This is a genomic window from Bradyrhizobium sp. IC3195, from assembly GCF_020193585.1.
GTDB lineage: Bacteria > Pseudomonadota > Alphaproteobacteria > Rhizobiales > Xanthobacteraceae > Bradyrhizobium > Bradyrhizobium yuanmingense.
Genome location: NZ_JADYVG010000010.1, coordinates 1 through 21,346, shown reverse-complemented (window position 1 = coordinate 21,346; position 21,346 = coordinate 1). Strand labels below are relative to the sequence as shown.

Genomic DNA, 21,346 nt, shown 5'->3' with positions numbered 1-21,346 from the left:
ATCGCCGTTTTAGAGCAGGTAGGGCAACGCCTGCGAGAGTTTAATTCCGCCGCAAACGATCATGGCCCAGAGCGCCACGCTGATCTGGATGGCATCGAGCATGCACCACATCCCCCGCGAATCATCCCGTCATTTTTCTTTGAAATTGACGTGAGGGGGCGACGAGCACCAGAGCCAATTCATAGCAACCGCCGGCGTGCAAAAGGATGAGGCGGGCCCGAAGGCCAGCCTCCAATGGTCCGATCCTGCCTGCAAAACTCAATAGCAGGCGCGGGGATCGGCCTGCACATATTGGCCGTTCGGATAGCGGTAGTAGCAGGTGCCCTGCGCCCAGTAATAGCCGGGCTGGGACGCCGCGGTCGCGCCAGCAATCGCGCCCGTCGCGCCGCCAAGAACCGCGCCTGCGGCGGCCCCGGTTGCATTGCCCGAGATCAGTCCGCCCAGCAGGCCGCCGACGAGCGCGCCGCCGAGCGCGCTGGCGCCGGGATCGGCCGGCGGTGGCGGCGGCGGAGGTGGCGGCGCATAGGCCACCGGAGGCCGGGCGTAGACCACCGGCACGTCGTCGATATAGTCCTCTGAAATGTAGGCGGGCGGGCCGGCCATACGCTGCGGATAATAATACCAGACGCCGCCAACGTCCCACCACCAGCCGGATCGGCCATGGCGGACGTCGTGGCGCCAGCGTCCACCCTCCCAGGCAAGGTTGCCGCGATAGGTGTGCCCACCCCAATCACGTGTGGGAGCAGGACCGCGCGCGACGTGACGTCCGGGCGGCGGGCCCCCGGCGTTGTGACCCGCATGGGGCTGACCGCCGGGCTGCGCAGGCCTGGTCGCTTGCTGCGGCGGAGGGCCCTTGCGCATGGGCGGATTGGCCTGTGGCGGCGCGCCTGCTGCCGGCCCGGCCGGCGGTTGGACGACCTCTTGCCGGGACCTGGCCTCTTGCGCCTGCGCCGACAGCGCGAGCAGCGACGTGGCCGAAACCAAGGGAATGAAGATCTTCAGATGTTTGGACGCACTCATGCGTGCTCGCCCCCTGCTCTCATGGCCGTGAATCCCGGGCGCGATCGGCGAATCGCCGCGCGCCGGGCTGATGCCGGCCGAAATCACTGCCCTGCTTGATCGGCTAAGTCCCGTTACAAATGATTAAGATCAGGGCATTTTTTCGGCCCCATGGCCATGGTGTGGAGCGCGCCTAGCGAGCCGGCTCGATCACATTGCAATTGCTTCGCCCGGACATCAGACAATCCTGCATCTTGCTGGCTGCCGTCAGATCCCGGGCAAGCCACCAGCCGACGCCGAGGATCACGACCGCGATGATCAATCCTGCCAGCGCGCCGCGGCGGTCGCCGCCGGACGGAGGCTTGGGCTGACGGTTCGGTCGAGGATGGGGCTCCTCGCCCAGTTCGGATCTGGACTCTGGCTTCGACATGGCCGCCTGGTCACGCTGGCGCGCTGGCTTTACCACCTCTGCGGCGTCGCGTCACATCCCGATCGTCCGGCCCAATTCAGCCCCGGGTCTGCTGGATTGCATCCTTGCGCAAGGTTTCGACCGCCGGAATTGCCTCCTGAACGCGCGGTGCGCAGCTCGTGAGCACGAATGCGGTCTGGGTGCATTCCCAATCCGCTCCCAGGACCGCACTTTCAACCGGCTGCGGACGAGCCAGCAGCAGCGCGGCGCCGGCCACGCCTGCCAGGGCGACGGCAATCGCGAGCGCCTTCAGGCTTGGTCTTGAGATCGTCATGCCCGTGCTCCGTCTCGTACGGGGCGGACGCTAGGCGTCGCCCATGTGCTCCCTTATGAGGGACATCACAATTCGGCAGTTTTTTCGGGCTACGAGAGATCGTCGGGGGGCGATTTTTCGTTGACCTGATCGGCTGCGATTATGGGTGGCTTCGCGACGCGCGCCGATGTACACGCTTCTGCGTCGCGTGGCGCCTGCTATGCCCAGCCGACTTACCAACAGGCACCGATGTAGGATCGAAAGCGAGGAAGACAAGGCTCGTCGATGAGTGGATTCAGGGAACCCGGCTTTGCAGACCGGCAAAAGGCGGCGCAGGACGCCCGCAAAAATCTTTTGAACAAGTTCAAGTCGCAGCCGGGGCCCGATGATCCCGCGGTGGCGGCGAAGCGCGCCGAGCGTGAGGCCCTCGCGGCCAAGCGCGCCGAGGCAAAGGCCGCGCGCGAGGCCGAAAAGGCTGAGCAGAAGCGCCTCGAGGAAGAGGCCAAGGCAGCCGAAGCTGCGCGGATCGCGCGGGAAGCCGAGGAAGCCGCCGAGAAGCAGGCTGCGCTCGAGGCCGAGCAGAAGGCCAAGCGCGATGCGCGCTACGCCGCCCGCAAGGCTAAGCGCAAGTAAAACGCGCTGGTCACGTTCAATTGAACTTGAACTGAGCCATCATTCCGGCGGCCTCAAATGCCGCCGGAATTCGAGAGGACGCGCCCGCCCAAGGGGCGTTGCGCGATGACGACCCGGGATCAGTTCTTCTTCATCATCCCGTCGTCCTTTTTCATGCCGTCCTTCGACATGTGATCCTTCTTCATGCCGTCGTCCTTGGACATGTGGTCCTTCTTCATCATGCCGTCCTTGGACATCGTGTCCTTTTTCATCATGCCATCATCCTTGCCCATCTTGTCCTGAGCAAAGGCGGCCGGCGCAAACGCGAGGCTTAGCGAGAGAGCGGCAGCCGAGACGCCGAGCACGATGCGGGTGCGAATGGTCATGGTTCATCTTCCTTCGTGATTTGTTTGTCAGCGACGGACGCCGCTATCCTGTCTCGACGGATAGCCGTGTGGCGTTGTTACGCTGACCATCGATAAATTTCTGCAGCCAGCCGCCCTCGTTGATTGGCGAGCCCGCATGGATCGGATGTGCTGCAGCGCAGCACAACCGGCACTTGCCGCGGCACTCTGTCTCGAACTATCAGATGAAGACCATCGGATGGAGACCGGCTTGGATTGGCCCCGCGGTCGCGAAGAACCCAGTTCAAATCACCTCTGCCAAAAACACTCCGAGAAACGCCCAAAGAAACGCCCAAGGGGATTACATCATGTTCACGCGCCGCCATCTGCTCGCGACCGCCGTCGCGGCACCTGCCATTCTCCGCTTCGGCACCGGCACCGCGCAGGCCGCGACCACGCTGAAGATCTCGCATCAGTTCCCAGGCGGCACTATCGACAAGGGCGATTTCCGCGACCGGCTGTGCCGCATGTTCGCCGCCGAAGTGAATAAGCGCAGCAATGGCGACATTGCCGCCGAGATCTATCCGAACTCCTCGCTGATCAAGACCAACGCGCAGTTCTCCGCCATGCGCAAGGGTGCGCTCGACATCAGCCTCTATCCGATGCCCTATGCCGGCGGCGAAGTGCCGGAGACCAATATCGGCCTGATGCCGGGCCTCGTGACCAACTACGACCAGGGTCTGCGCTGGAAGAAGGAGCCCGTCGGCAAGGCGCTGACCGACTTCCTGGCCGACAAGGGCATCATCCTGCTCACCTGGGTCTGGCAGGCCGGCGGCGTTGCCAGCCGTTCCAAGCCGATCGTCGCCCCGGAGGACGCCAAGGGCCTCAAGGTGCGCGGCGGCTCGCGCGAGATGGACATGGTGCTGCAGACCGCCGGCGCCTCGGTGTTGTCGGTCCCGTCGAACGAGATCTACGCGGCGATGCAGACCGGCGCCTGCGATGCCGGCATCACCTCCTCGACGAGCCTGATCTCGTTCCGCCTCGAAGAGGTCGCGAAGTCGCTGACCTCGGGCGCGGGCGCCTCCTATTGGTTCATGCTCGAGCCGCTGATGATGTCGAAGGCGATCTTCGACAAGCTGCCGAAGAACCATCAGGACATCCTGCTCGCGGTCGGCACCGAGCTCGAAGCCTTCGGCCGCAAGGGCGCGCAGGATGACGACGTCGAGGTCGCCAAGGTCTATGAGAAGGCCGGGGCCAAGGTCTCGGCGCTCGACGCCGCCACCGTCGGAAAATGGCGCGACATCGCCCGCGACACCGCGTGGAAGGACTACAGCGCCAAGACCGCGACCGCCGCAAACCTGCTCAAGCTCGCCATCGACGTCGCAGCATGAGCCACGGTCCGCTTCCGGATCGTGACGACCGGACGAGCGCTGCCGCGGGGACCGGCCCTGCGGCGGCGATCGATCGCGGTCTCGCCGTCCTCAACAGCATCATCGTCGTGTTCGCCGCGATCGCACTTGTCGCGGCCTGTGCAATCCTGAGCTACAGCGTGCTCAGCCGCGCGCTGTACAAGGCCGCGAACTATTGGCAGGACGAAGCCGCCGTGTTCCTGCTGGTCGGCGCGACCTTCATGACGGCGGCCTATGTGCAGCAGAACCGCGGTCATATCGGCATCGAGGCCTTCGTCGGCCTGCTCTCGCCATTCGCGAACCAGGTCCGGCTCTGGCTGGTCGATGCCGCCACGTTCCTGTTCTGCGCCTTCTTCACCTGGAAGTCGTGGACACTGGCGCACGAAGCCTATGTCGACGGCCAGGTCTCCAACTCGATGTGGTCGCCACCGCTCGCCATCCCCTACTCGCTGATGGCGCTTGGGATGAGCCTGCTCTGCCTCCAGATCCTCGTGCAGCTTGCGCTGCCCTTCACCGGAGCCAAGCGGCCATGAGCGTTTTCGGCATCGGCCTCGCCTACGGCATCGTGACGCTGCTCGTGATGTTCTCGGGCATGCCCATTGCGTTCGCGCTCGGCGCGGTCGCGGTGGTGTTCATGGCCATCTTCATGCCCTCGGCCTCGCTCGATACGGTGACGCAGAACGTCTACGAGGAGATGGCCTCGATCACGCTGTTGTCGATCCCGCTCTTCATCCTGAAGGGCGCGGCGATTGGCAAGTCGCGCGCGGGCCAGGACCTCTATTCGGCGCTGCATGCCTGGCTGCATCGCGTGCCCGGCGGGCTCGGCGTCGCCAACGTGTTCGCCTGCGCGCTGTTCGCGGCGATGGCGGGCTCGAGCCCAGCGACCTGCTCGGCCATCGGCTCGGCCGGTATCCCCGAGATGCGCAAGCGCGGCTATTCCGGCGGCTTTGCCGCTGGCATCATCGCCGCCGGCGGCACGCTCGGCATCCTGCTTCCGCCCTCCATCACGATGATCCTGTTCGCGGTCGCCGCCGAAAAGTCGCTGGGACGGCTGTTCCTCGCCGGCATCGGACCGGGCCTGCTGCTGGTCACGCTGTTCGGCATCTATGCCGTCATCCGCTTCCGCCAGGAATATGCGGCGGCCGAAGCGGTCTACAAGAACGGCGGGCCGGAGGCTGCGATCCTGACCCGCGACGAGTATACGCTGGCCGAGCGCTTCAGCGTGCTGCCGCGCGTGATCCCCTTCGTGCTGCTGCTCACCGGCGTCATGGTCGCGCTCTATGGCGGCTACGCCACGCCGTCGGAGACCGCGGGCCTCGGCGGCCTCCTGGCGCTGGCGCTGATCGCTGCAATTTACAGCGTATGGCGGCCGAGCGACCTCGCGCCGATCATGAAGTCGACGATCCGGGAATCGACCATGCTGATGATGATCATCGGCATGTCGCTGCTCTATTCCTACGTGATGAGCTATCTGCACATCTCGCAATCGGTCGCCGAATCCATCGTCGCGATGCATCTGCCGCGCTGGGAGCTGCTGTTCGCGATCCTCGTCATGGTCGTGGTGCTCGGCTTCTTCCTGCCGCCGGTCTCGATCATCCTGATGACGGCACCGATCATCCTGCCGCCGCTCCGCGCCGCCAATTTCGACATCATCTGGTTCGGCGTCGTCATGACCATCGTGATGGAGATGGGGCTGATCCACCCGCCGGTCGGCCTCAACATCTTCGTCATCCGCAACGTCGCGCCCGATATTCCCCTGCGCGAGGTGATCTGGGGTACGCTGCCCTTCGTGCTCTTGATGATGCTTGCAGTGCTGCTGCTGTGCCTGGTGCCGGGGATTTCGACCTGGCTGCCGGACCTCGTGATGGGGCCGGACGGGAGCAGGTAGAAGCGATCGCCGGCCTGTAGGGTGGATTAGCCGAAGGCGTAATCCACGTCTTCTGTCGCAGCGGAGACGAACAGCGGTGGGTTACGACTTCGGCTAACCCACCCTACGATTTCTCCTTCCGCCGCGACTTCGGCGCGTTCGCCACCACCTGCAGCAGGTCTTTGCGCACGGCCTCGATGTGCCGCTCCAGGAAGCGGCAGGCCTCCTCTACTTTCTGCGCACGACAGAGCGCGATCAGATGGGCGTGCTCCTTCTCGGCAATGCCCATCGACTTGGTGTTGGAGAGTTGTAGCCGCGTGTAGCGGTCGCTGGTCTGCAGCAGCGACAGCACGATCGCGCGCGTGCGCGGCTGCGGGGCGTGGACGTAGAGCGCCATGTGGAAGTCGGCATTGAGCTGGCCCCACTCACTGACGTTGCGCGCCTTGATCGCCTTCTCGAAGCTCCGGTGGATGTCGTCGAGCCCATCGAAATCCTGCGTGGCGAAGTGCGGCGCCGACTGCGCCAGCAGTCGCGGCTCCAGGATACGACGGAGGTCGAACACGTCGTTGATCTCGTCCAACGACAGCTCCGAGACGATGGCGCCCTTCTGCGGCACGATCCGCACCAAGCCTTCCGCCTCGAGCTGGAACAGCGCCTCGCGCACCGGGATGCGGCTGACGCCATAGGCTTCGCCCAACGCGTCCTGGCGCAGCTGCGATCCGGCCGGATAAGTGCCGTCGAGAATTGCCTGGCGGAGCTGGTCGACGATCGCGGCCGACAGGGTGCGATGCTTCAGAGGCTGTTTCATCTGATCGTCCGTTGTCCTTCCCGACTCGTGCGGCCGACGCGGTCCCTGTCTTGCATGTCGAGCTGTCCGGATAAAGCCGGGCGCCACAAACCTAATGCTCAGCAAACGCGCGCCCTGCCGCCGAAATGACCGCAAACTCCGTTTGACTCCCAAAATGTATAAATTATACATTTGGCGACCGCACGACAAATCTTCAGGGGGTTGGGGCCTCTTTCATGATCGAGCAGACCATGCCGGCCACGCGCGCACTCAGCCTCCGACGCATGATCGTCCGGATGTCGAGCGCCCTGCTCGCCTGCGAGCGGCTCGCGCTGATGGGCCTTATGTACCTGCTCACCGGCCTGATCCTGGTGAACGTCGTCACCCGCTACTCGCATTTCCCGATCTACTGGATCGATGAATCCGCCGTCTATTGCGTGGTCTGGCTGACCTTCATCGGGGCATCCGCGATGACGCGGCTGCGGCTCGATTTTGCGGTGACGATGCTGACGGAGCGATTGTCCGCTCAGCACCAGAAATTTGCAAAAGTGATCTCGACCGGCCTCGTCGTGGTGTTCGGCGTCGCCCTGATCGTCACCTGCGTGCTCTGGATGGACCCGGTGGGCCTCGCCCGCGCCGGCTTCGACGGGCGTAAGCTCGCTGCCGAGACCTTCAACTTCCTCTACACCGAGCGCACGCAGACGCTGAACTGGCCGACCTGGGTGCTCTATCTGACGCTGCCGATCTTCGCGGTGTCGATGACCGTACATGGTCTCGCCAACCTGCTGGAAGATCTCGAGCTGGTCCCGCGCACGCCGCCGAAGGGCTTCCAGCTCTCCGAGCTCGACGGGGTCAATTGATGATCACGTCAGCAGCCTTCATGGCCTTCATGCTGGTCGGCGTGCCGATCGGCCTCTGCCTCTGCCTCGCCGGCCTCGTCTACATCGCCGCCTCGGGCAACCCGGTGCTGTTCCAGTCCTATCCGCTGCAGCTGTTCGGCGGCGTCGACAGCTACGGCCTGATCGCAATCCCGCTCTTCATCCTGATCGGCGAGATCATGAATGGCGGCGGCATCACGCGGCGCATCGTCGACATGGCGATGGCCTTCGTCGGCTCGCTCAAGGGTGGGCTCGCCTACGTCAACATCCTCGCCAACATGTTCATCTCGTCCATCCTGGGATCGGCGACCGCACAGGTCGCGATCATGGCGCAGATCATGGTCCCCGAGATGGAGAAGAAGGGCTACGACAAGACCTTCGCGGCCGGCCTGACCGCCTATGGCGGCATGCTCGGCCCGATCATCCCACCCTCGGTGATGTTCGTGGTCTACAGCGTGCTGGCGCAGGTCTCGGTCAGCGACATGCTGATCGCCGGCATCGTCCCGGGCGTCATCCTCACCGTGATGTTCTGCCTCGTCATCGCGCTGATGGGCTACATCTACAACTATCCGCGCGCGGACTACCAGACGCCGCGCCAGCGCGTGATGACCATCCTGCGGACCTCGCCGACGCTGCTGATCCCGATCGTCATCGTCGGCACTATTCTCGGCGGCCTCGCCAACGCCACGGAATCCGCGGCCGTCGGCGCCGTGGCCGCGGCCCTGGTCGGAAAGTTTTGGACCAAGGAGTTCAAGTTCTCGCAGCTGCCGCAGATGATGCTGCGCAGTGCGATCTATTCGGCGATCGTGCTGTTCCTGGTGGCAGCCGCCGCGGTGTTCTCGTGGGTGCTGATCTTCGGCAAGGTGCCGCAGGAGACAGCCGCCTGGATCCAGACCGTCGCCAAGGACCCGGTCAGCTTCATGCTGATCTGCAACGTCATCCTGCTGCTGATCGGCACTGTGATGGACGGCATTCCCGGCTTGATCATGACGGTGCCGATCCTGCTGCCGGTCGCAACCGAGATCTATCACATCGACCCCCGGCAATTCGGCGTCGTCGTGGTGATCAACCTCGTGCTCGGCCTTTTGTCGCCGCCGGTCGGGCTTTGCTTCTTCGTCGCGGCCGCCGTCACCGGCGCCAAGCCCGGCAGGATGTTCATGGTGACGCTGCCCTTCTTCGTCATCGCCTGCATCCTCCTGGTGCTGCTCTCGCTGTACCCATCGCTCTCGCTGATCCTCGTCAAATAGGCCCAAAGGAGTCCCATGATGCCGCTTTCACGCCGCCACTTTCTCGCCGCCAGTGCCGCCGCCTCGGTGTTCGCCCCGTCGCTGGCGCTCGCCCAGGCCAAGGAATTCCGTCTCGGCCTGATCACGCCGAACGGCCATTCCTGGAACAAGGCCGCGCTCAAATTCGGTGACGAGCTCAAGGCCGCCACCAACGGCCGCCTGACCTTGACCGTCTTCCACGCCGGCCAGCTCGGCAACGAGACCGCGATGATGCAGCAATTGCAGTCCGGCGCGCTCGACATGGGCTTCATCCAGGCCGCCGAGCTCGGCTCGCGCGTGCCGCACATCGCCGCGATCAACGCGCCTTACATTGTGCGCTCGACGCCGGCGGTGGCAAAGTTCGTGCGGCATCCGGCGGCGGTGAAGTTGTTCGAGGTGCTGCCGCAGGAGACCGGCACGATCGGGCTCGGCTGGGGCATCACCGGCATGCGCGCGGTGTTCTCCTCCAAGGACCTGAACACGCTCGCCGACGTCAAGGGCATGAAGCTGCGCATCAACCCGACGCCGGTCTATCGCGACTTCTATTCCTCGCTCGGCGCGGCGCCGACGCCGATCCCGACGCCGCAGGTGTTCGACGCCATGGCCAACGGCCAGGTCGACGGCCTCGAAGCCGATCTCGAATTCTCCTGGAACCAGCGCTTCGACAAGGTGTCGAAGGTGATCCTGCAGATGAACGCCGTCTTCATGCCGATGGCCGCGGTCGTCTCCGGCCGCGTCTGGCAATCGCTGCCCGCCGCCGATCGCGAGCTGGTCACGAAAACGATCAAGACGACGCTGGACGCGCAGATCGACGAGCTCGCCGGCAACGAGCCCACGCTGATCGAGAATTTCAAGAAAGCACCAATCCCGATCCGCCAGGTCGACGCCAAGGACACCGAGGCCGTCATCGCCGAGTTCGACAAGATCTGGCTGCCCAAGGCCCCCGTCCTCGCCGAGCTGCGCAAGGTCGGCGCGACGCTCTGATCCCGTTCCCCATCCCTTTCACAAAAGCCGGCGGCTCCAGCCCCCCGCCGGCACATACCCCTGGAGTCAAACCATGAGCCGCCGCGTTGCCTGGGAAGGCGTCTTCCCGGCCGTCACCACCCAATTCCACGACGATCTCTCGCTCGACATCGACGCAACCGCCAAGGTGATGGACGGATTGATCCGCGACGGCGTCTCCGGCCTGATCGTCTGCGGCTCGGTCGGCGAGAACACCTCGCTCGAGCGCAAGGAGAAGGTCGCGATCATGGAAGCGGCGAAGTCGGTCGCGAAGGGCCGCGTGCCCGTGCTGTGCGGCATCGCCGAATTCACCACGGCGTTTGCGGTGGAGACCGCGAAGGAAGCCGCACGCGTCGGCATCGACGGCGTCATGGTGATGCCGGCGCTGGTCTATTCCTCCAAGCCGCACGAGACCGCCGCGCATTTCCGCGCCGTTGCCTCCGCGACTGACCTTCCCGTGATGCTCTACAACAACCCGCCGATCTACAAGAACGACGTTACGCCCGATATCCTGGCCTCGCTCGCCGACGTCGAGACCGTGGTCTGCTTCAAGGATTCCTCCGGCGATACGCGGCGGTTCATCGACACCCGCAACATGGTCGGCGACCGCTTCGTGCTGTTCGCAGGTCTCGACGACGTCATCGTCGAGAGCGTCGCCATGGGCGCCGTCGGCTGGGTCTCCGGCATGTCCAACGCCTTCCCGCGCGAGGGTGAGACGCTGTTCCGCCTCGCCAAGGCCGGGCGCTTCGCCGAGGCGATGCCGCTCTACGAATGGTTCATGCCGCTCCTGCACCTCGATGCGCGCCCGGACCTCGTCCAGTGCATCAAGCTGTGCGAGCACATCATGGGCCGCGGCACCGCCCTGACCCGCCGCCCCGCCTGGCACTGCTGCCGCAGGAAAAGGCCGAGGTCGAGGCCCTGATGGCCAAGGCGCTGAAGAACCGCCCGCGCCTGCCGGATGTCGGGCTGAAGGCGGCTTGAAAACTCTCTCGGTCGTCATTGCGAGGAGCCCTTGCGACGAAGCAATCCAGACCGCCTCAGCGGAAAGACTCTGGATTGCTTCGCTTCGCTCGCAATGACGGAGAACTAGGAAACCGCCCGCTTCTTCCTCGCGTTCAGCGCCGACGCCACGCGGCTCACGGGCGGCTTGCCCAGCACGCCGCTCATCGCGTTCGTCGCCGCCAGCAGCTTCTCCATATCGATACCCGTCCTGACGCCCATGCCCTCCAGCATGTAAACGACGTCCTCGGTCGCAACATTGCCGGTCGCGCCCGGCGCATAGGGGCAGCCGCCGAGCCCGCCGGCGGCGGCGTCGATGACCCGGACGCCCTCCTCCAGTCCGGCATAGAGGTTGGCGAGCGCCTGGCCGTAAGTGTCATGGAAATGCATCGCGAGCCTAGCTGCGGGAATGTTGGCGGCCACGGCGCGCAGCATCTCCTTGGCCTTGGCTGGCGTGCCGACACCGATGGTGTCGCCGAGCGAGATCTCGTAACAACCGAGCTCGAACAGCGTGCGCGCAAGATCCGCCACCGCCTTCGGCTTGATCTCGCCATCGAACGGACAGCCCAGCACACAGGAGATATAGCCGCGCACCTTGACGCCATCCTCCCTGGCGCGCGCCAGCACCGGCTTGAAGCGCTCGATGGACTCCGCAATCGTGCAGTTGATGTTCGCCCGGGAAAACCCCTCGGAGGCCGCCGCGAACACGGAGACCACTTTCGCGCCCGCGGCACGCGCGGCGTCATAGCCTTTCTCGTTCGGCACCAGCACGTGGAATTCGGCGCCCTTCACATGCGCGACGCCGCGCAGCACGGCATCCGAGCTTGCCATCTGCGGGATAGCCTTGGGCGAGACGAAGGCGCCGACCTCCACGGTATCCAGCCCGGCCGCCACGAGCGCCTCGATGAAGGCGATGCGCGCCTCGACGCTGACGGACGTCTTCTCGTTCTGAAGGCCGTCGCGCGGCCCCATTTCGATGATGCGGACCGGATCGCTCATCTCATTCCCCTGCAGGTTCGACCATAGCGAGCTCGACGCCCTCCTGCACGATGTCGCCGACCTTGCACTTGATGGATTTCAGCACGCCGGCATAGGGCGCGCGCAGCGTCTGCTCCATCTTCATCACTTCCAGCGTGAGGATCGGCGCGCCCTTCTCCAGCTTGGTCCCCTCCTCTGCCAGCACGGCAACCACCGTGCCGGGCAAGGGCGCTGCGATCTTGTCCTCGCCGACATGCTCCTCGCTCTCGCCGCCGAACGGATCGACCCAATGCAGGTCGAAGCGGCCGTTGCGCGTGCGCAGGTACAGCTCATGGCCATCGATGACCGCTGCCACTGACGATTTGACGCCGTCGAGCGTCAGGTCGAAGCCGCCATCCTTCGCAGCGATCGTGAACGCCAGCTCGCGCTCGCCGATCACCAGCGTCGACGGTCCGCTGCCGTAGTTCAGCGTGATCTTCTGCTCCGGACCATGGCCGACACGGAAGGCAAAGCTGCGCTGGCGGCGACCGACCGGCTGCCAGCCGAAGGTCTGCCAGGGCGAACTCGCCTCCGCATGCGCGGTCTGCCGCTCCTCGTTGACGATGGCGGCAACTGCGGCGCAGAGCTCGAGCTCTCCGGGCGCCGGCGCCGCGGCGGTCAGCACCGCCAGCTCGCGCTCGATGAAGCCGGTGTCGATCGCATTCGCCCGCACCTTCGGATGCGTCATCAGCGCCGACAGGAACGGGATGTTGGTGACGATGCCGCGGACGTCGGACTCCTCCAGCCCGCGGTTCAGCCGCTCGATCGCGACGTCCCGCGTCGGCGCCCACGCGATCACCTTGGCGAGCATGGCGTCATAATACGGCGAGACCGTATCGCCCTCGCGATAGCCAGCGTCGATACGCAGGCCGCCCGTCTCGGCCGGCAGTCGCCAGGTCGAGATCCTGCCGACCGACGGCATGAAGTTCTTGGTCGGGTTCTCGGCGTAGACGCGCGCCTCGACGGCATGGCCGTTGAGCCTGATCTCATCCTGCTTGAGCGGCAGCGCCTCGCCGAAGGCAACGCGCAGCTGCCACTCGACCAGGTCGATGCCGGTGATCAGCTCGGTGACGGGATGCTCGACCTGCAGGCGCGTATTCATCTCGATGAAGAACACGTCCTTGCCGTCGGAGACGAACTCGATGGTGCCGGCACCGACATAGTTCACCGCGCCCGCCGCTTTTCGCGCGGCGGCGCAGACGGTTTCGCGCTGCGCAGCATTGAGCGTCGGTGATGGCGCCTCCTCGATCACCTTCTGATGCCGGCGCTGGAGCGTGCATTCGCGCTCGAACAGCGAGAGCAGATTGCCATGGCTGTCGCCGATGATCTGCACCTCGATATGCCGGGGATTATCGACATACTTTTCAATCAACATGCGGTCGTCGCCGAAGGCGGCCTTGGCCTCGCGCTTGGCGCTGACGATCGCCGGCGCCAACTCATCGGCGGACCGCACGATGCGCATGCCGCGCCCGCCGCCACCGGCGGAGGCCTTCACCAGCACGGGAAAGCCGATCTTGTCCGCCGCCTTGGCGAGCGTCGCCTCGTCCTGGGCCTCGCCGTGATAGCCTGATACCAGCGGCACGCCGGCCTTCTCCATCAGCTCTTTCGAGCCGGATTTCGAGCCCATTGCCGTCATCATCCCGGCGGTCGGCCCGACGAAGACGAGGCCGGCGTCATAACAAGCCTGCGCGAACTCGGCATTCTCGGAGAGGAAGCCGTAGCCGGGATGCACGGCTTCCGCTCCGGTCTTGCGCGCGGCCTCGATCAAGCGCTCGATATTGAGATAGCTGTCGCGGGCGCGGGCGGGCCCGAGCAATACGGCCTCATCGGCGAGCGCGACATGCATCGCCTCGCGATCGGCCTCGGAATAGATCGCGACCGTGCGCAGGCCCATCGCACGGGCGGTGCGGATAACGCGGCAGGCGATCTCGCCGCGGTTGGCGATCAGGAGCGTGCGGAAACGCCGGTAGAGTTTTGAGCGGTCCATCACATCACATCCTGAACAGGCCGAATTTCGTCGGCTCGAGCGGCGCATTCGATGCCGCCGAGAGGCCAAGGCCGAGCACGAGACGCGTGTCGGCCGGATCGATCACGCCGTCGTCCCACAGACGCGCGGTCGCGTAGTACGGGTGGCCCTGGCTCTCATATTGCGCGCGAATGGGCTCGCGGAACTTGTCTTCCTCTTCCCTGGACCAGCTGTCGCCCTTGGCCTCGATATTATCGCGTCGGACCTGGCTCAGCACCATCGAGGCCTGCTCGCCGCCCATCACCGAGATGCGCGCGTTCGGCCACATCCAGAGGAAGCGCGGCGCGTAGGCACGGCCGCACATGCCATAATTGCCGGCGCCGTAGGAGCCGCCGATCACGACGGTGAATTTCGGCACCGACGCCGTCGCAACCGCCGTGACGAGCTTGGCGCCGTCGCGCGCGATGCCGCCCGCCTCGTACTTCTTGCCGACCATGAAACCGGTGATGTTCTGCAGGAATACCAGGGGAATGCCGCGCTGACAGCACAGCTCGATGAAATGCGCACCCTTCAGCGAACTCTCGCTGAAGAGAATGCCGTTGTTGGCGATGATGCCGACCGGATAGCCCCAGATATGGGCGAATCCGCACACCAGCGTCGTGCCATAGAGTTTCTTGAACTCGTCGAACTCCGAGCCGTCGACGATGCGCGCGATGATATCGCGCACGTCGAACGGCTTGCGGCCGTCGACCGGCACCACGCCGTAGATTTCCTCCGCCGCGAACAGCGGATCGCGCGGCTTATGCATGTTCAGGTTCGGCCGCACGGAAGGCTTGAGCGTGCCGACGATACGCCGGGCGATGCCGATCGCATGCGCATCGTTCTGGGCGTAGTGATCGGTCACGCCGGATTGCCGCGAATGCACGTCGGCCCCGCCGAGCTCCTCCGCACTCACGACCTCGCCGGTCGCGGCCTTCACCAGCGGCGGGCCGCCGAGGAAGATGGTACCCTGGTTGCGCACGATGATACTCTCGTCCGACATCGCCGGCACATAGGCGCCGCCAGCGGTGCAGGAGCCCATCACGATCGCGATCTGCGGAATCCCCTGCGACGACATCTGCGCCTGATTGTAGAAGATGCGGCCGAAGTGCCGCTCGTCCGGAAAGATCTCGTCCTGCAGCGGCAGGAAGGCGCCGCCGGAATCCACCATGTAGACGCAGGGCAGATTGTTCTGCCGCGCAATGTCCTGCGCGCGCAGATGCTTCTTCACCGTCATCGGGTAGTAGGTGCCGCCCTTGATGGTGGCATCGTTGGCGACGATCACGCATTCGCGGCCCGAGATGCGCCCAACGCCAGTGACGACGCTGGCCGAATGCACGTCACCGCCATAGAGGCCATAGGCTGCGAGCGGCGACAGCTCCAGGAACGAGGTGCCGGGATCGACCAACAGGTCGACCCGCTCACGCGCCAGCATCTTGCCGCGCGCGGTGTGGCGCTTGCGCGAGGCTTCGCCGCCGCCGCCGGCGACTTGGGCAAGCTTTTCGCGCAAATCGACGACGAGGCCGCGCATGGCCTCGGAATTGCGCGCAAAATCTGATGAAGACGGATCGATGCTGGAATGGAGCGGCATGATGATTCCAATGAGATGAAGGACTTAAGCCGTCTCGGCCATCAGCTCGCGGCCGATCAGCATGCGGCGCACCTCAGAGGTGCCCGCGCCAATCTCGTAGAGCTTTGCATCGCGCCACAGGCGCCCGACCGGGAATTCGGAGGTATAGCCGACCCCGCCCAGCGCCTGGATTGCTTCGCCCGCCATCCACGTTGCCTTCTCCGCGGAATAGAGGATCGCAGCAGCCGCGTCCTTGCGCAGGGTGCGCGCGTGGTCGGCGCGGTCGCAGGCGCGGCCCACCGCATAGACATAGGCGCGCGTGGCCTGCCAGGTCGCATACATGTCGGCGAGCTTGCCCTGCATCAGCTGGAAGTCGCCGATCGGCTGGCCGAACTGCTTGCGCTCGTGCATGTAGGGCACCACCGCATCCATGCAGGCCGCCATGATGCCGAGCGGGCCACCCGAGAGCACCGCGCGCTCATAATCGAGGCCGGACATCAGCACCTTGACGCCCTCGCCCACCTTGCCCATCACATTCTCCTCCGGCACCTCGCAATCGTCGAAGAACAGCGGATAGGTGTTGGACCCGCGCATGCCGAGCTTGTCCAGATGCTGGCCGTGTGTGAAGCCCTTAAAACCCTTCTCGACCAGGAACGCGGTCATGCCGCGCGGCCCGGCCTCCGGATCGGTCTTGGCATAGACCACCAGCACGTCGGCATCGCCGCCGTTTGTGATCCACATCTTGGAGCCGTTGAGCACGTAGCGGTCGCCGCGCTTGTCGGCGCGCAGCTTCATCGAGACCACGTCGGAGCCGGCGCCCGGCTCGGACATCGCGAGCGCACCGACGTATTCGCCTGAGATCAGCTTCGGCAGATAACGCTGCCGCTGCGCGTCATTGCCGTTGCGGCGGATCTGGTTGACGCAGAGATTGGAATGGGCGCCGTAGGACAGGGCCACGGCCGCCGAACCGCGCGAGATTTCCTCCATGGCGACGATATGGGCGAGATAGCCCATATTGGAGCCGCCATATTGCTCCGGCGCGGTCATGCCGAGCAGGCCGAGGTCGCCGAAGCGCTTCCAGAGATCTGCGGGGAAAAGATTAGCCTTTTCGATCTCGGCGGCACGCGGGGTGATCTCCGCCTCCACGAACGAACGAACGGTGTCGCGCAGCAGGCTGATGTCTTCGCCCAGATCGAAATCGATGCTCGGGATGTTCAAGGCGAGTCCTCCGTATTTTGGGCTCCGAAACTAGCCCGGTCCCGGCCCTCTTGCAGTCGAAAAGGTTGCATTTTCCGCCAAACTTGGCGAGGATTTCCGAAAGGAATTCCGATGCCTTTTCAAGCCGCCACCGCGATTCCGCGCCGCGCCGTCACGCCCGCCGCCTTCGTCCGCGGCGTGGTGGCCGCGTACGAGCATTACGGCCGCGATCCCGCCGAAGCCTTGAGCCGGGGTCAGGTCGCGCCGGAGCTTGTGAATTCTCCTGATGGGCGTGTGACCGCGGCCCAGTTCGAAGCGCTGGCGGGCCATGCCATGCGCGAGCTCGATGACGAGGCGCTTGGCTGGTTCTCGCGCCGGCTGCCATGGGGCACCTACGGCATGCTGTGCCGGGCCTCGATCACCGCACCGACGCTGGAGGTCGCGCTCAAGCGCTGGTGCCGGCATCACCGCTTGGTCACAGAGGATGTGCTGCTCGATCTCGAGGTTGGCGAAGAGACCGCCGTCGTGTCGATCCGTCAGCTCCGTGACCTCGGGCCCTTCCGCGAGTTCTGCCTCGTCACGCTGTTCCGCTACGTCCTCGGCTTCTCATGCTGGGCTGTCGACTCCCAGATCGCGCTCCGCGCGGCTGAGTTTCCTTACTCAGAGCCCGGCCACGTCTCGGTCTATCCGACCATCTTTTGCCGGACCGTCCGCTTCGATGCGGACCGCGCGGCCATCGTCTTCGACAAGCACTATCTGTCGCTGCCGCTGACGCGCAGCGCGGCCGATCTCGACAACATGCTCAAGGGCGCGCTCCGGCTCACCGTGCTGCCGTACCGGCGCGACCGCCTGCTGGTCGAGCGCGTCCGCCGCGTGCTGCGAGAAGCGCGCGGACGGGTCCTCGGCGCCGAGGACGTCGCGCGCGAGCTTGCGCTCTCCACCCGCACGATGCATCGCCGTCTGCGCGAGGAGTCCACCTCGCTGCGCGATCTCAAGGAGGAGACGAAATTCGAGCTGGCCAAACAGGAGCTGATGCGCGGCCGCACGCCGATCAAGCGCATCGCCGAGATCGCCGGCTTCCGCAACGAGAAGAGCTTTTCGCGGGCCTTTCGGACCTGGACCGGCACCTCCCCGCGCGAGTTTCGGGGGCGGTATCGCTGAGGCGCTTTTCTGAGATTCAGACTTGATCGTGGAATATTCGGAGCCCTACCCCGCCGGCACTGCCACCGCGACCTCCTGCAATGGCAGCGGCACGTCCTTGGCAACCCCGAGCACGGGGAAGCTGCGCACGTTCTTGACGTTAGGCATCGCGGCGAAATGCAGGAGCTGCTGCCGCATACTCTCGACACTCGGGGCCACGCATTTGAGCAGATAGTCGGTGTCGCCGGAAATCCGCCAGCATTGCTGGATGCGCGGGATTGCGGCGATCGAGCTCTCGAACGCCTCCAGCACCGGCTGGGCCTGGCTGCCGAGCTGGATCGAGACGAACGACACCACCTCGTAGCCGAGCAGCCGCTCGTCGATCACGGCGCGAACCGCCCGGATCACGCCGCGGCTGAACAGCGACTTCAGCCGCCGCAGGCAGTTCGGCGCGGAAACGCCGACGCGCAGCGCCAGCTCGTTGTTGCGAACCCGCCCGTCCTGCTGCAGTTCGGATAGGATTTTCAGATCGACGCCGTCGAGCTGGTCACGCCCCGCCATCCCCCACCTCGTCCTGGTCGTGTCATGCGAGGCAGCGAAGCACGGGGCGGAATTGGTGCCAAGGGTTCTCAGGCGCGGGCGACCAGCCGCTCCCTTCTTCATGGCCGGGCTCGTCCCGGCCATCCACGTTCTTCGTCTACCGCCAAAAACGTGGATGCCCGGGACAAGCCCGGGCATGACGGCACTTTGGATGCTTCGGGTGAGAATGGCCCCTCAATGCGTCCAGGGCTCGCCGCGGCGGAACGAGAAATTGTCGGCATAGGCAACCGGCCGGCGGATCGACTCCTTGGGCTCGATCACCTGATAGGCGATGCCCTTGCGCTCGCAATAGGCGATCGCCTCTTCCTTGCTGTGGAAGCGCAGCGTTATTTGCTGCTTCATGTCGGCCGACGAGGTCCAGCCCATCAGCGGCTCGACCGACCGCGGCTGCTCCGGCTCGTAATCGAGCTGCCATTCCCTGGTCTTGGACCGGCCGGATTGCATCGCGTTTTTGGCGGGCTTGAAAATGCGTGCGGTCATGACTGGTCCGGGCCTCTTGGTCTTTCCGTTCGATTTCGATGCGTCACGGTGGCAGTTGGTGGAAATCTCGGGGATAGTATAGAGAAGCCGGTTGGGAACTGATCCTGATTCCGGGCCCGGCAACCCTCGCCAACGGTATAGTCATTATGCTGCACCGTGACAATTGCGTACCCGCGTTTCATCCTGGGACCCCGTTTGGCGGCCCGGTTTCATCGATCTCCGTGCTTCTGTCCTCTCTGAAAGCTCCCGACGCATGGCCTTCCTGAACGTCAGCGCCACACTTCCCGACAAGGGTCGCGACCTCCGGCTCGACCTGTTTCGCGGTGTCGCAAACTGGGCGATCTTTCTCGACCATATCCCCGACAACGTCGTGAACTGGATCACGACCCGCAACTACGGCTTTTCCGACGCGGCCGACCTGTTCGTCTTCATCTCCGGCTACACCGCCTCCTTCGTCTATGCACGGATGATGCTGGACCGCGGCTTCATCGTCGGTGCCACGCGGCTGACCAAGCGGGTCTGGCAGCTCTATGTCGCCCACATCATCCTGTTCGTGATCTACATCGCATCAATCAGCTATCTCGCGCTGCGCTTCGGCGATTCCGAGATGATCAACGAGTTCAACGTCGCCGGCCTCGTCGACAACGCCACCGAGACGCTGCGCCAGGGCCTGTTCCTGCGCTTCAAGCCGCTCAACCTCGACGTGCTGCCGCTTTACATCGTGCTGATGGGCCTGTTTCCGCCGGTGCTGTGGTTTATGCTGCGCAAGCCCGATTTGACGATGATCCTGTCGATCGTGCTGTGGCTCGCCGCGCGCCATTACGGCTGGAACCTGAACGCCTATCCGGCCGGCCAGTGGTACTTCAACCCCTATTGCTGGCAGGTGCTGTTCGTGTTCGGCGCCTGGTGCTCGATGGGCGGCGCGCGGCGCTCGGCAACGCTGATCAATTCGCCTGTTACGCTGTGGGTCTGCCTCGGTTATCTCCTGTTCGCGCTGGTCATGACCATGGCCGGCCGTTTCCCCACCTTCGGCGGCATGTTCCCGGAATGGCTGTTCTCGGCCTTCAACCCCAATGACAAGACCAACCTCGCACCGTATCGCTTCCTCCACTTCGTGGTGATCGTGATCCTGGTGATCCGCTTCGTGCCGAAGGAGTGGCCGGGGCTGGAGTGGAAGGTGTTCGACCCCTTGATCGTCTGTGGCCAGCAGTCGCTCGCCGTGTTCTGCGTCGGCGTGTTCCTGTCCTTCGTCGGTCATTTCGAGCTGTCGATGAGCTCAGGGTCGCTGCTCGCGCAGATCTTCGTCAGCGTCGCCGGCATCGCGATCATGACGACGGTGGCTTATTACATCTCGTGGTCGAAGAAGCAGGACAAGCCGCTGAAGCCGCCGCCGGCCAAGCCGGCTGCGGAAGCGAAGGCGGCCTGAGAGAGGCGGCAGTTAGGCCGCCTCTTCGCCGTCGAACTCGGTGAACTTCTTGTAGATCCAGTCGCGGCCGTCATGGCGGCGCCAGACCTTGCCGAGCACGAACTGCCCGTTGATGGAGCGGCGCGGCACGATCACCGTCCAGAGGTGCCAGATCTCGGTCCAGTTTGACTGCGGACCGATGGTCCCGATGTTGCGGTCAATAGACATGGCAGAACTCGCTGGCGCAGAACTCAGGCTGATCCGCGCGCCGCGACGAACAGTCATCTGTGGTGGCACAGAGTGGACAGCCCATCGCGAGCCGGGACCGATCTGATAGCAGCCAGCCAAACGGCCGCAACAGCCGCTCGCCTTTAACCTTGCCAATCAACCTTACTTCTTGGGATGGAGCGGCGCGTTTGGTTGAAAGCCCGCGCCGGTTTTTCTAGAATGCCCGTGATTTGAGGACGGGCGCGCCGTTTCGGCGCAGGGCGATTTTAAGACTGAACTTTGCAGACGATCGGACGTTTGGAAGCAAGTAGATTGCTGGGGGGACGACAATGATGAAATTGCAATGTGCGCGTCTGCGCCTCGCGTTGCGCGTGATCCCGCCCGCGCCAATCGTGAGCATGGCGTCGCAACGGCCGCCGCAAGCCGCCAACGACAATCAGATGGCCTGGCCGTACGTGCCATTTCCGCCCGGCTGGTACGCCTCGAACTGACGAGCGCGCCGGGCAAAGCGCAACGCCGCACAAGCGGAACATTCATCGCTTGGCGGCGTCCGTTTAGGCATTGGGCGCTGAAATCCCCAACACGGATTTGTCTATCGCGACGGGCGAAGGTTCGATGAGGCTTTGCTGATTTCCAGGCGAAGCGGAGGCCGGACGCGTGGGTGCCTGGCCATGCCGGTTGGATGCTGACCTCTAGCAGGCTGTTGAAGAACTCAGCCGCGTTCGCAAACGAAGGCTGAATCGTCGCCATTGTGTATGTAGAAGTGGCCGACGAGCCTGCCGGCAGTGCCGATCATGGCCCATCCGCGACCGCAGGTGGG

21 protein-coding genes and 1 pseudogene are annotated in these 21,346 nt (G+C 64.6%); 10 read left to right on the top strand and 12 right to left on the bottom strand.

Going from position 1 to position 21,346, the window contains the following annotated elements; translation table 11 throughout:
- Positions 1–258 precede the first annotated feature (258 nt).
- The 3 genes from I6F09_RS20140 to I6F09_RS20130 form a co-directional block, all read right to left on the bottom strand.
- Positions 259–1,020: a hypothetical protein gene (locus I6F09_RS20140; protein ID WP_036028017.1), complete on the bottom strand. Its 762-nt coding sequence runs from the start codon at positions 1,018–1,020 to the stop codon at positions 259–261.
- Positions 1,021–1,192: 172 nt separating this feature from the next.
- Entirely contained in the window at positions 1,193–1,429 is a 237-nt protein-coding gene (locus tag I6F09_RS20135; RefSeq protein WP_225112820.1) for a hypothetical protein, read from the bottom strand.
- Between the two features lie 76 nt (positions 1,430–1,505).
- The gene (locus I6F09_RS20130; protein ID WP_128261777.1) at positions 1,506–1,742 is read right to left on the bottom strand and encodes a hypothetical protein; all 237 of its coding nucleotides are present in this window, start codon (positions 1,740–1,742) and stop codon (positions 1,506–1,508) included.
- A 264-nt stretch (positions 1,743–2,006) separates the two neighbouring features.
- Here I6F09_RS20130 and I6F09_RS20125 point away from each other — a divergent pair, with 264 nt between their 5' ends.
- Positions 2,007–2,354 carry a DUF6481 family protein gene (locus tag I6F09_RS20125; RefSeq protein ID WP_036027966.1) on the top strand — a complete coding sequence of 116 codons (348 nt, stop codon included), beginning with the start codon at positions 2,007–2,009 and terminating at the stop codon, positions 2,352–2,354.
- A 119-nt stretch (positions 2,355–2,473) separates the two neighbouring features.
- Here I6F09_RS20125 and I6F09_RS20120 read toward each other — a convergent pair whose 3' ends face one another.
- The gene (locus tag I6F09_RS20120; protein ID WP_225112819.1) at positions 2,474–2,719 is read right to left on the bottom strand and encodes a pentapeptide MXKDX repeat protein; all 246 of its coding nucleotides are present in this window, start codon (positions 2,717–2,719) and stop codon (positions 2,474–2,476) included.
- Between the two features lie 326 nt (positions 2,720–3,045).
- On the opposite strand from I6F09_RS20120, the gene dctP reads away from it, so the two are divergent.
- Genes dctP through I6F09_RS20105 form a run of 3 tightly spaced genes read left to right on the top strand, consistent with a single transcriptional unit; the run spans position 3,046 to position 5,974 of the window.
- A complete protein-coding gene (dctP, locus tag I6F09_RS20115) occupies positions 3,046–4,068 on the top strand; it encodes a TRAP transporter substrate-binding protein DctP (RefSeq protein ID WP_035999613.1) in 1,023 nt (340 codons plus the stop codon).
- Positions 4,065–4,619 carry a TRAP transporter small permease gene (locus tag I6F09_RS20110; protein ID WP_225188865.1) on the top strand — a complete coding sequence of 185 codons (555 nt, stop codon included), beginning with the start codon at positions 4,065–4,067 and terminating at the stop codon, positions 4,617–4,619. The genes dctP and I6F09_RS20110 overlap by 4 nt, the downstream gene beginning before the upstream one ends.
- Positions 4,616–5,974 carry a TRAP transporter large permease gene (locus tag I6F09_RS20105; protein ID WP_036045577.1) on the top strand — a complete coding sequence of 453 codons (1,359 nt, stop codon included), beginning with the start codon at positions 4,616–4,618 and terminating at the stop codon, positions 5,972–5,974. The genes I6F09_RS20110 and I6F09_RS20105 overlap by 4 nt, the downstream gene beginning before the upstream one ends.
- 103 nt (positions 5,975–6,077) lie before the next feature.
- Here I6F09_RS20105 and I6F09_RS20100 read toward each other — a convergent pair whose 3' ends face one another.
- Positions 6,078–6,761: a GntR family transcriptional regulator gene (locus tag I6F09_RS20100; protein WP_035999625.1), complete on the bottom strand. Its 684-nt coding sequence runs from the start codon at positions 6,759–6,761 to the stop codon at positions 6,078–6,080.
- 230 nt (positions 6,762–6,991) lie between these two features.
- Here I6F09_RS20100 and I6F09_RS20095 point away from each other — a divergent pair, with 230 nt between their 5' ends.
- The 4 genes and pseudogenes from I6F09_RS20095 to I6F09_RS20080 all read left to right on the top strand — a co-directional run bounded on the left by I6F09_RS20095 (position 6,992) and on the right by I6F09_RS20080 (position 10,866).
- Positions 6,992–7,600, top strand: a complete 609-nt coding sequence (locus I6F09_RS20095) for a TRAP transporter small permease (RefSeq protein WP_225151157.1) — start codon at positions 6,992–6,994, stop codon at positions 7,598–7,600.
- A complete protein-coding gene (locus tag I6F09_RS20090) occupies positions 7,600–8,865 on the top strand; it encodes a TRAP transporter large permease (RefSeq protein WP_225188864.1) in 1,266 nt (421 codons plus the stop codon). Before I6F09_RS20095 ends, I6F09_RS20090 begins: the two co-directional genes overlap by 1 nt.
- 18 nt (positions 8,866–8,883) lie before the next feature.
- Positions 8,884–9,867 (top strand): TRAP transporter substrate-binding protein, encoded by a 984-nt coding sequence (locus tag I6F09_RS20085; protein ID WP_225188863.1) that lies wholly within the window; start codon positions 8,884–8,886, stop codon positions 9,865–9,867.
- 73 nt (positions 9,868–9,940) lie between these two features.
- Positions 9,941–10,866 (top strand): annotated as a pseudogene (locus I6F09_RS20080) (dihydrodipicolinate synthase family protein).
- Positions 10,867–10,971: 105 nt separating this feature from the next.
- Here the strand turns inward: I6F09_RS20080 and I6F09_RS20075 are convergent.
- Genes I6F09_RS20075 through I6F09_RS20060 form a run of 4 tightly spaced genes read right to left on the bottom strand, consistent with a single transcriptional unit; the run spans position 10,972 to position 16,694 of the window.
- Complete coding sequence (locus I6F09_RS20075) at positions 10,972–11,883, bottom strand: hydroxymethylglutaryl-CoA lyase (protein ID WP_225147919.1); 912 nt, start codon at positions 11,881–11,883, stop codon at positions 10,972–10,974.
- 1 nt (position 11,884) lies between these two features.
- On the bottom strand, positions 11,885–13,888 hold the full coding sequence (locus I6F09_RS20070) for an acetyl/propionyl/methylcrotonyl-CoA carboxylase subunit alpha (RefSeq protein WP_225188862.1): 2,004 nt from the start codon (positions 13,886–13,888) through the stop codon (positions 11,885–11,887).
- 4 nt (positions 13,889–13,892) lie between these two features.
- Complete coding sequence (locus I6F09_RS20065; protein WP_225171183.1) at positions 13,893–15,497, bottom strand: carboxyl transferase domain-containing protein; 1,605 nt, start codon at positions 15,495–15,497, stop codon at positions 13,893–13,895.
- Positions 15,498–15,521: 24 nt separating this feature from the next.
- Entirely contained in the window at positions 15,522–16,694 is a 1,173-nt protein-coding gene (locus tag I6F09_RS20060) for an isovaleryl-CoA dehydrogenase (RefSeq protein ID WP_225186360.1), read from the bottom strand.
- 111 nt (positions 16,695–16,805) lie between these two features.
- Between I6F09_RS20060 and I6F09_RS20055 the strand changes: the two genes are divergently transcribed.
- Positions 16,806–17,834 (top strand): AraC family transcriptional regulator, encoded by a 1,029-nt coding sequence (locus tag I6F09_RS20055; protein ID WP_225188861.1) that lies wholly within the window; start codon positions 16,806–16,808, stop codon positions 17,832–17,834.
- A 45-nt stretch (positions 17,835–17,879) separates the two neighbouring features.
- Here the strand turns inward: I6F09_RS20055 and I6F09_RS20050 are convergent, their stop codons facing one another.
- Together I6F09_RS20050 and I6F09_RS20045 are read right to left on the bottom strand one after the other, a co-directional pair.
- Positions 17,880–18,374, bottom strand: a complete 495-nt coding sequence (locus I6F09_RS20050; protein ID WP_035999653.1) for an Lrp/AsnC family transcriptional regulator — start codon at positions 18,372–18,374, stop codon at positions 17,880–17,882.
- Positions 18,375–18,587: 213 nt separating this feature from the next.
- Positions 18,588–18,893 (bottom strand): ETC complex I subunit, encoded by a 306-nt coding sequence (locus I6F09_RS20045; protein WP_024337795.1) that lies wholly within the window; start codon positions 18,891–18,893, stop codon positions 18,588–18,590.
- Between the two features lie 253 nt (positions 18,894–19,146).
- Between I6F09_RS20045 and I6F09_RS20040 the strand changes: the two genes are divergently transcribed.
- On the top strand, positions 19,147–20,319 hold the full coding sequence (locus tag I6F09_RS20040) for an OpgC domain-containing protein (protein ID WP_036027956.1): 1,173 nt from the start codon (positions 19,147–19,149) through the stop codon (positions 20,317–20,319).
- A gap of 12 nt (positions 20,320–20,331) precedes the next feature.
- On the opposite strand, the gene I6F09_RS20035 is transcribed toward I6F09_RS20040, so the two are convergent.
- Positions 20,332–20,526 carry a hypothetical protein gene (locus I6F09_RS20035; protein ID WP_036027955.1) on the bottom strand — a complete coding sequence of 65 codons (195 nt, stop codon included), beginning with the start codon at positions 20,524–20,526 and terminating at the stop codon, positions 20,332–20,334.
- Between the last annotated feature and the right edge of the window lie 820 nt (positions 20,527–21,346).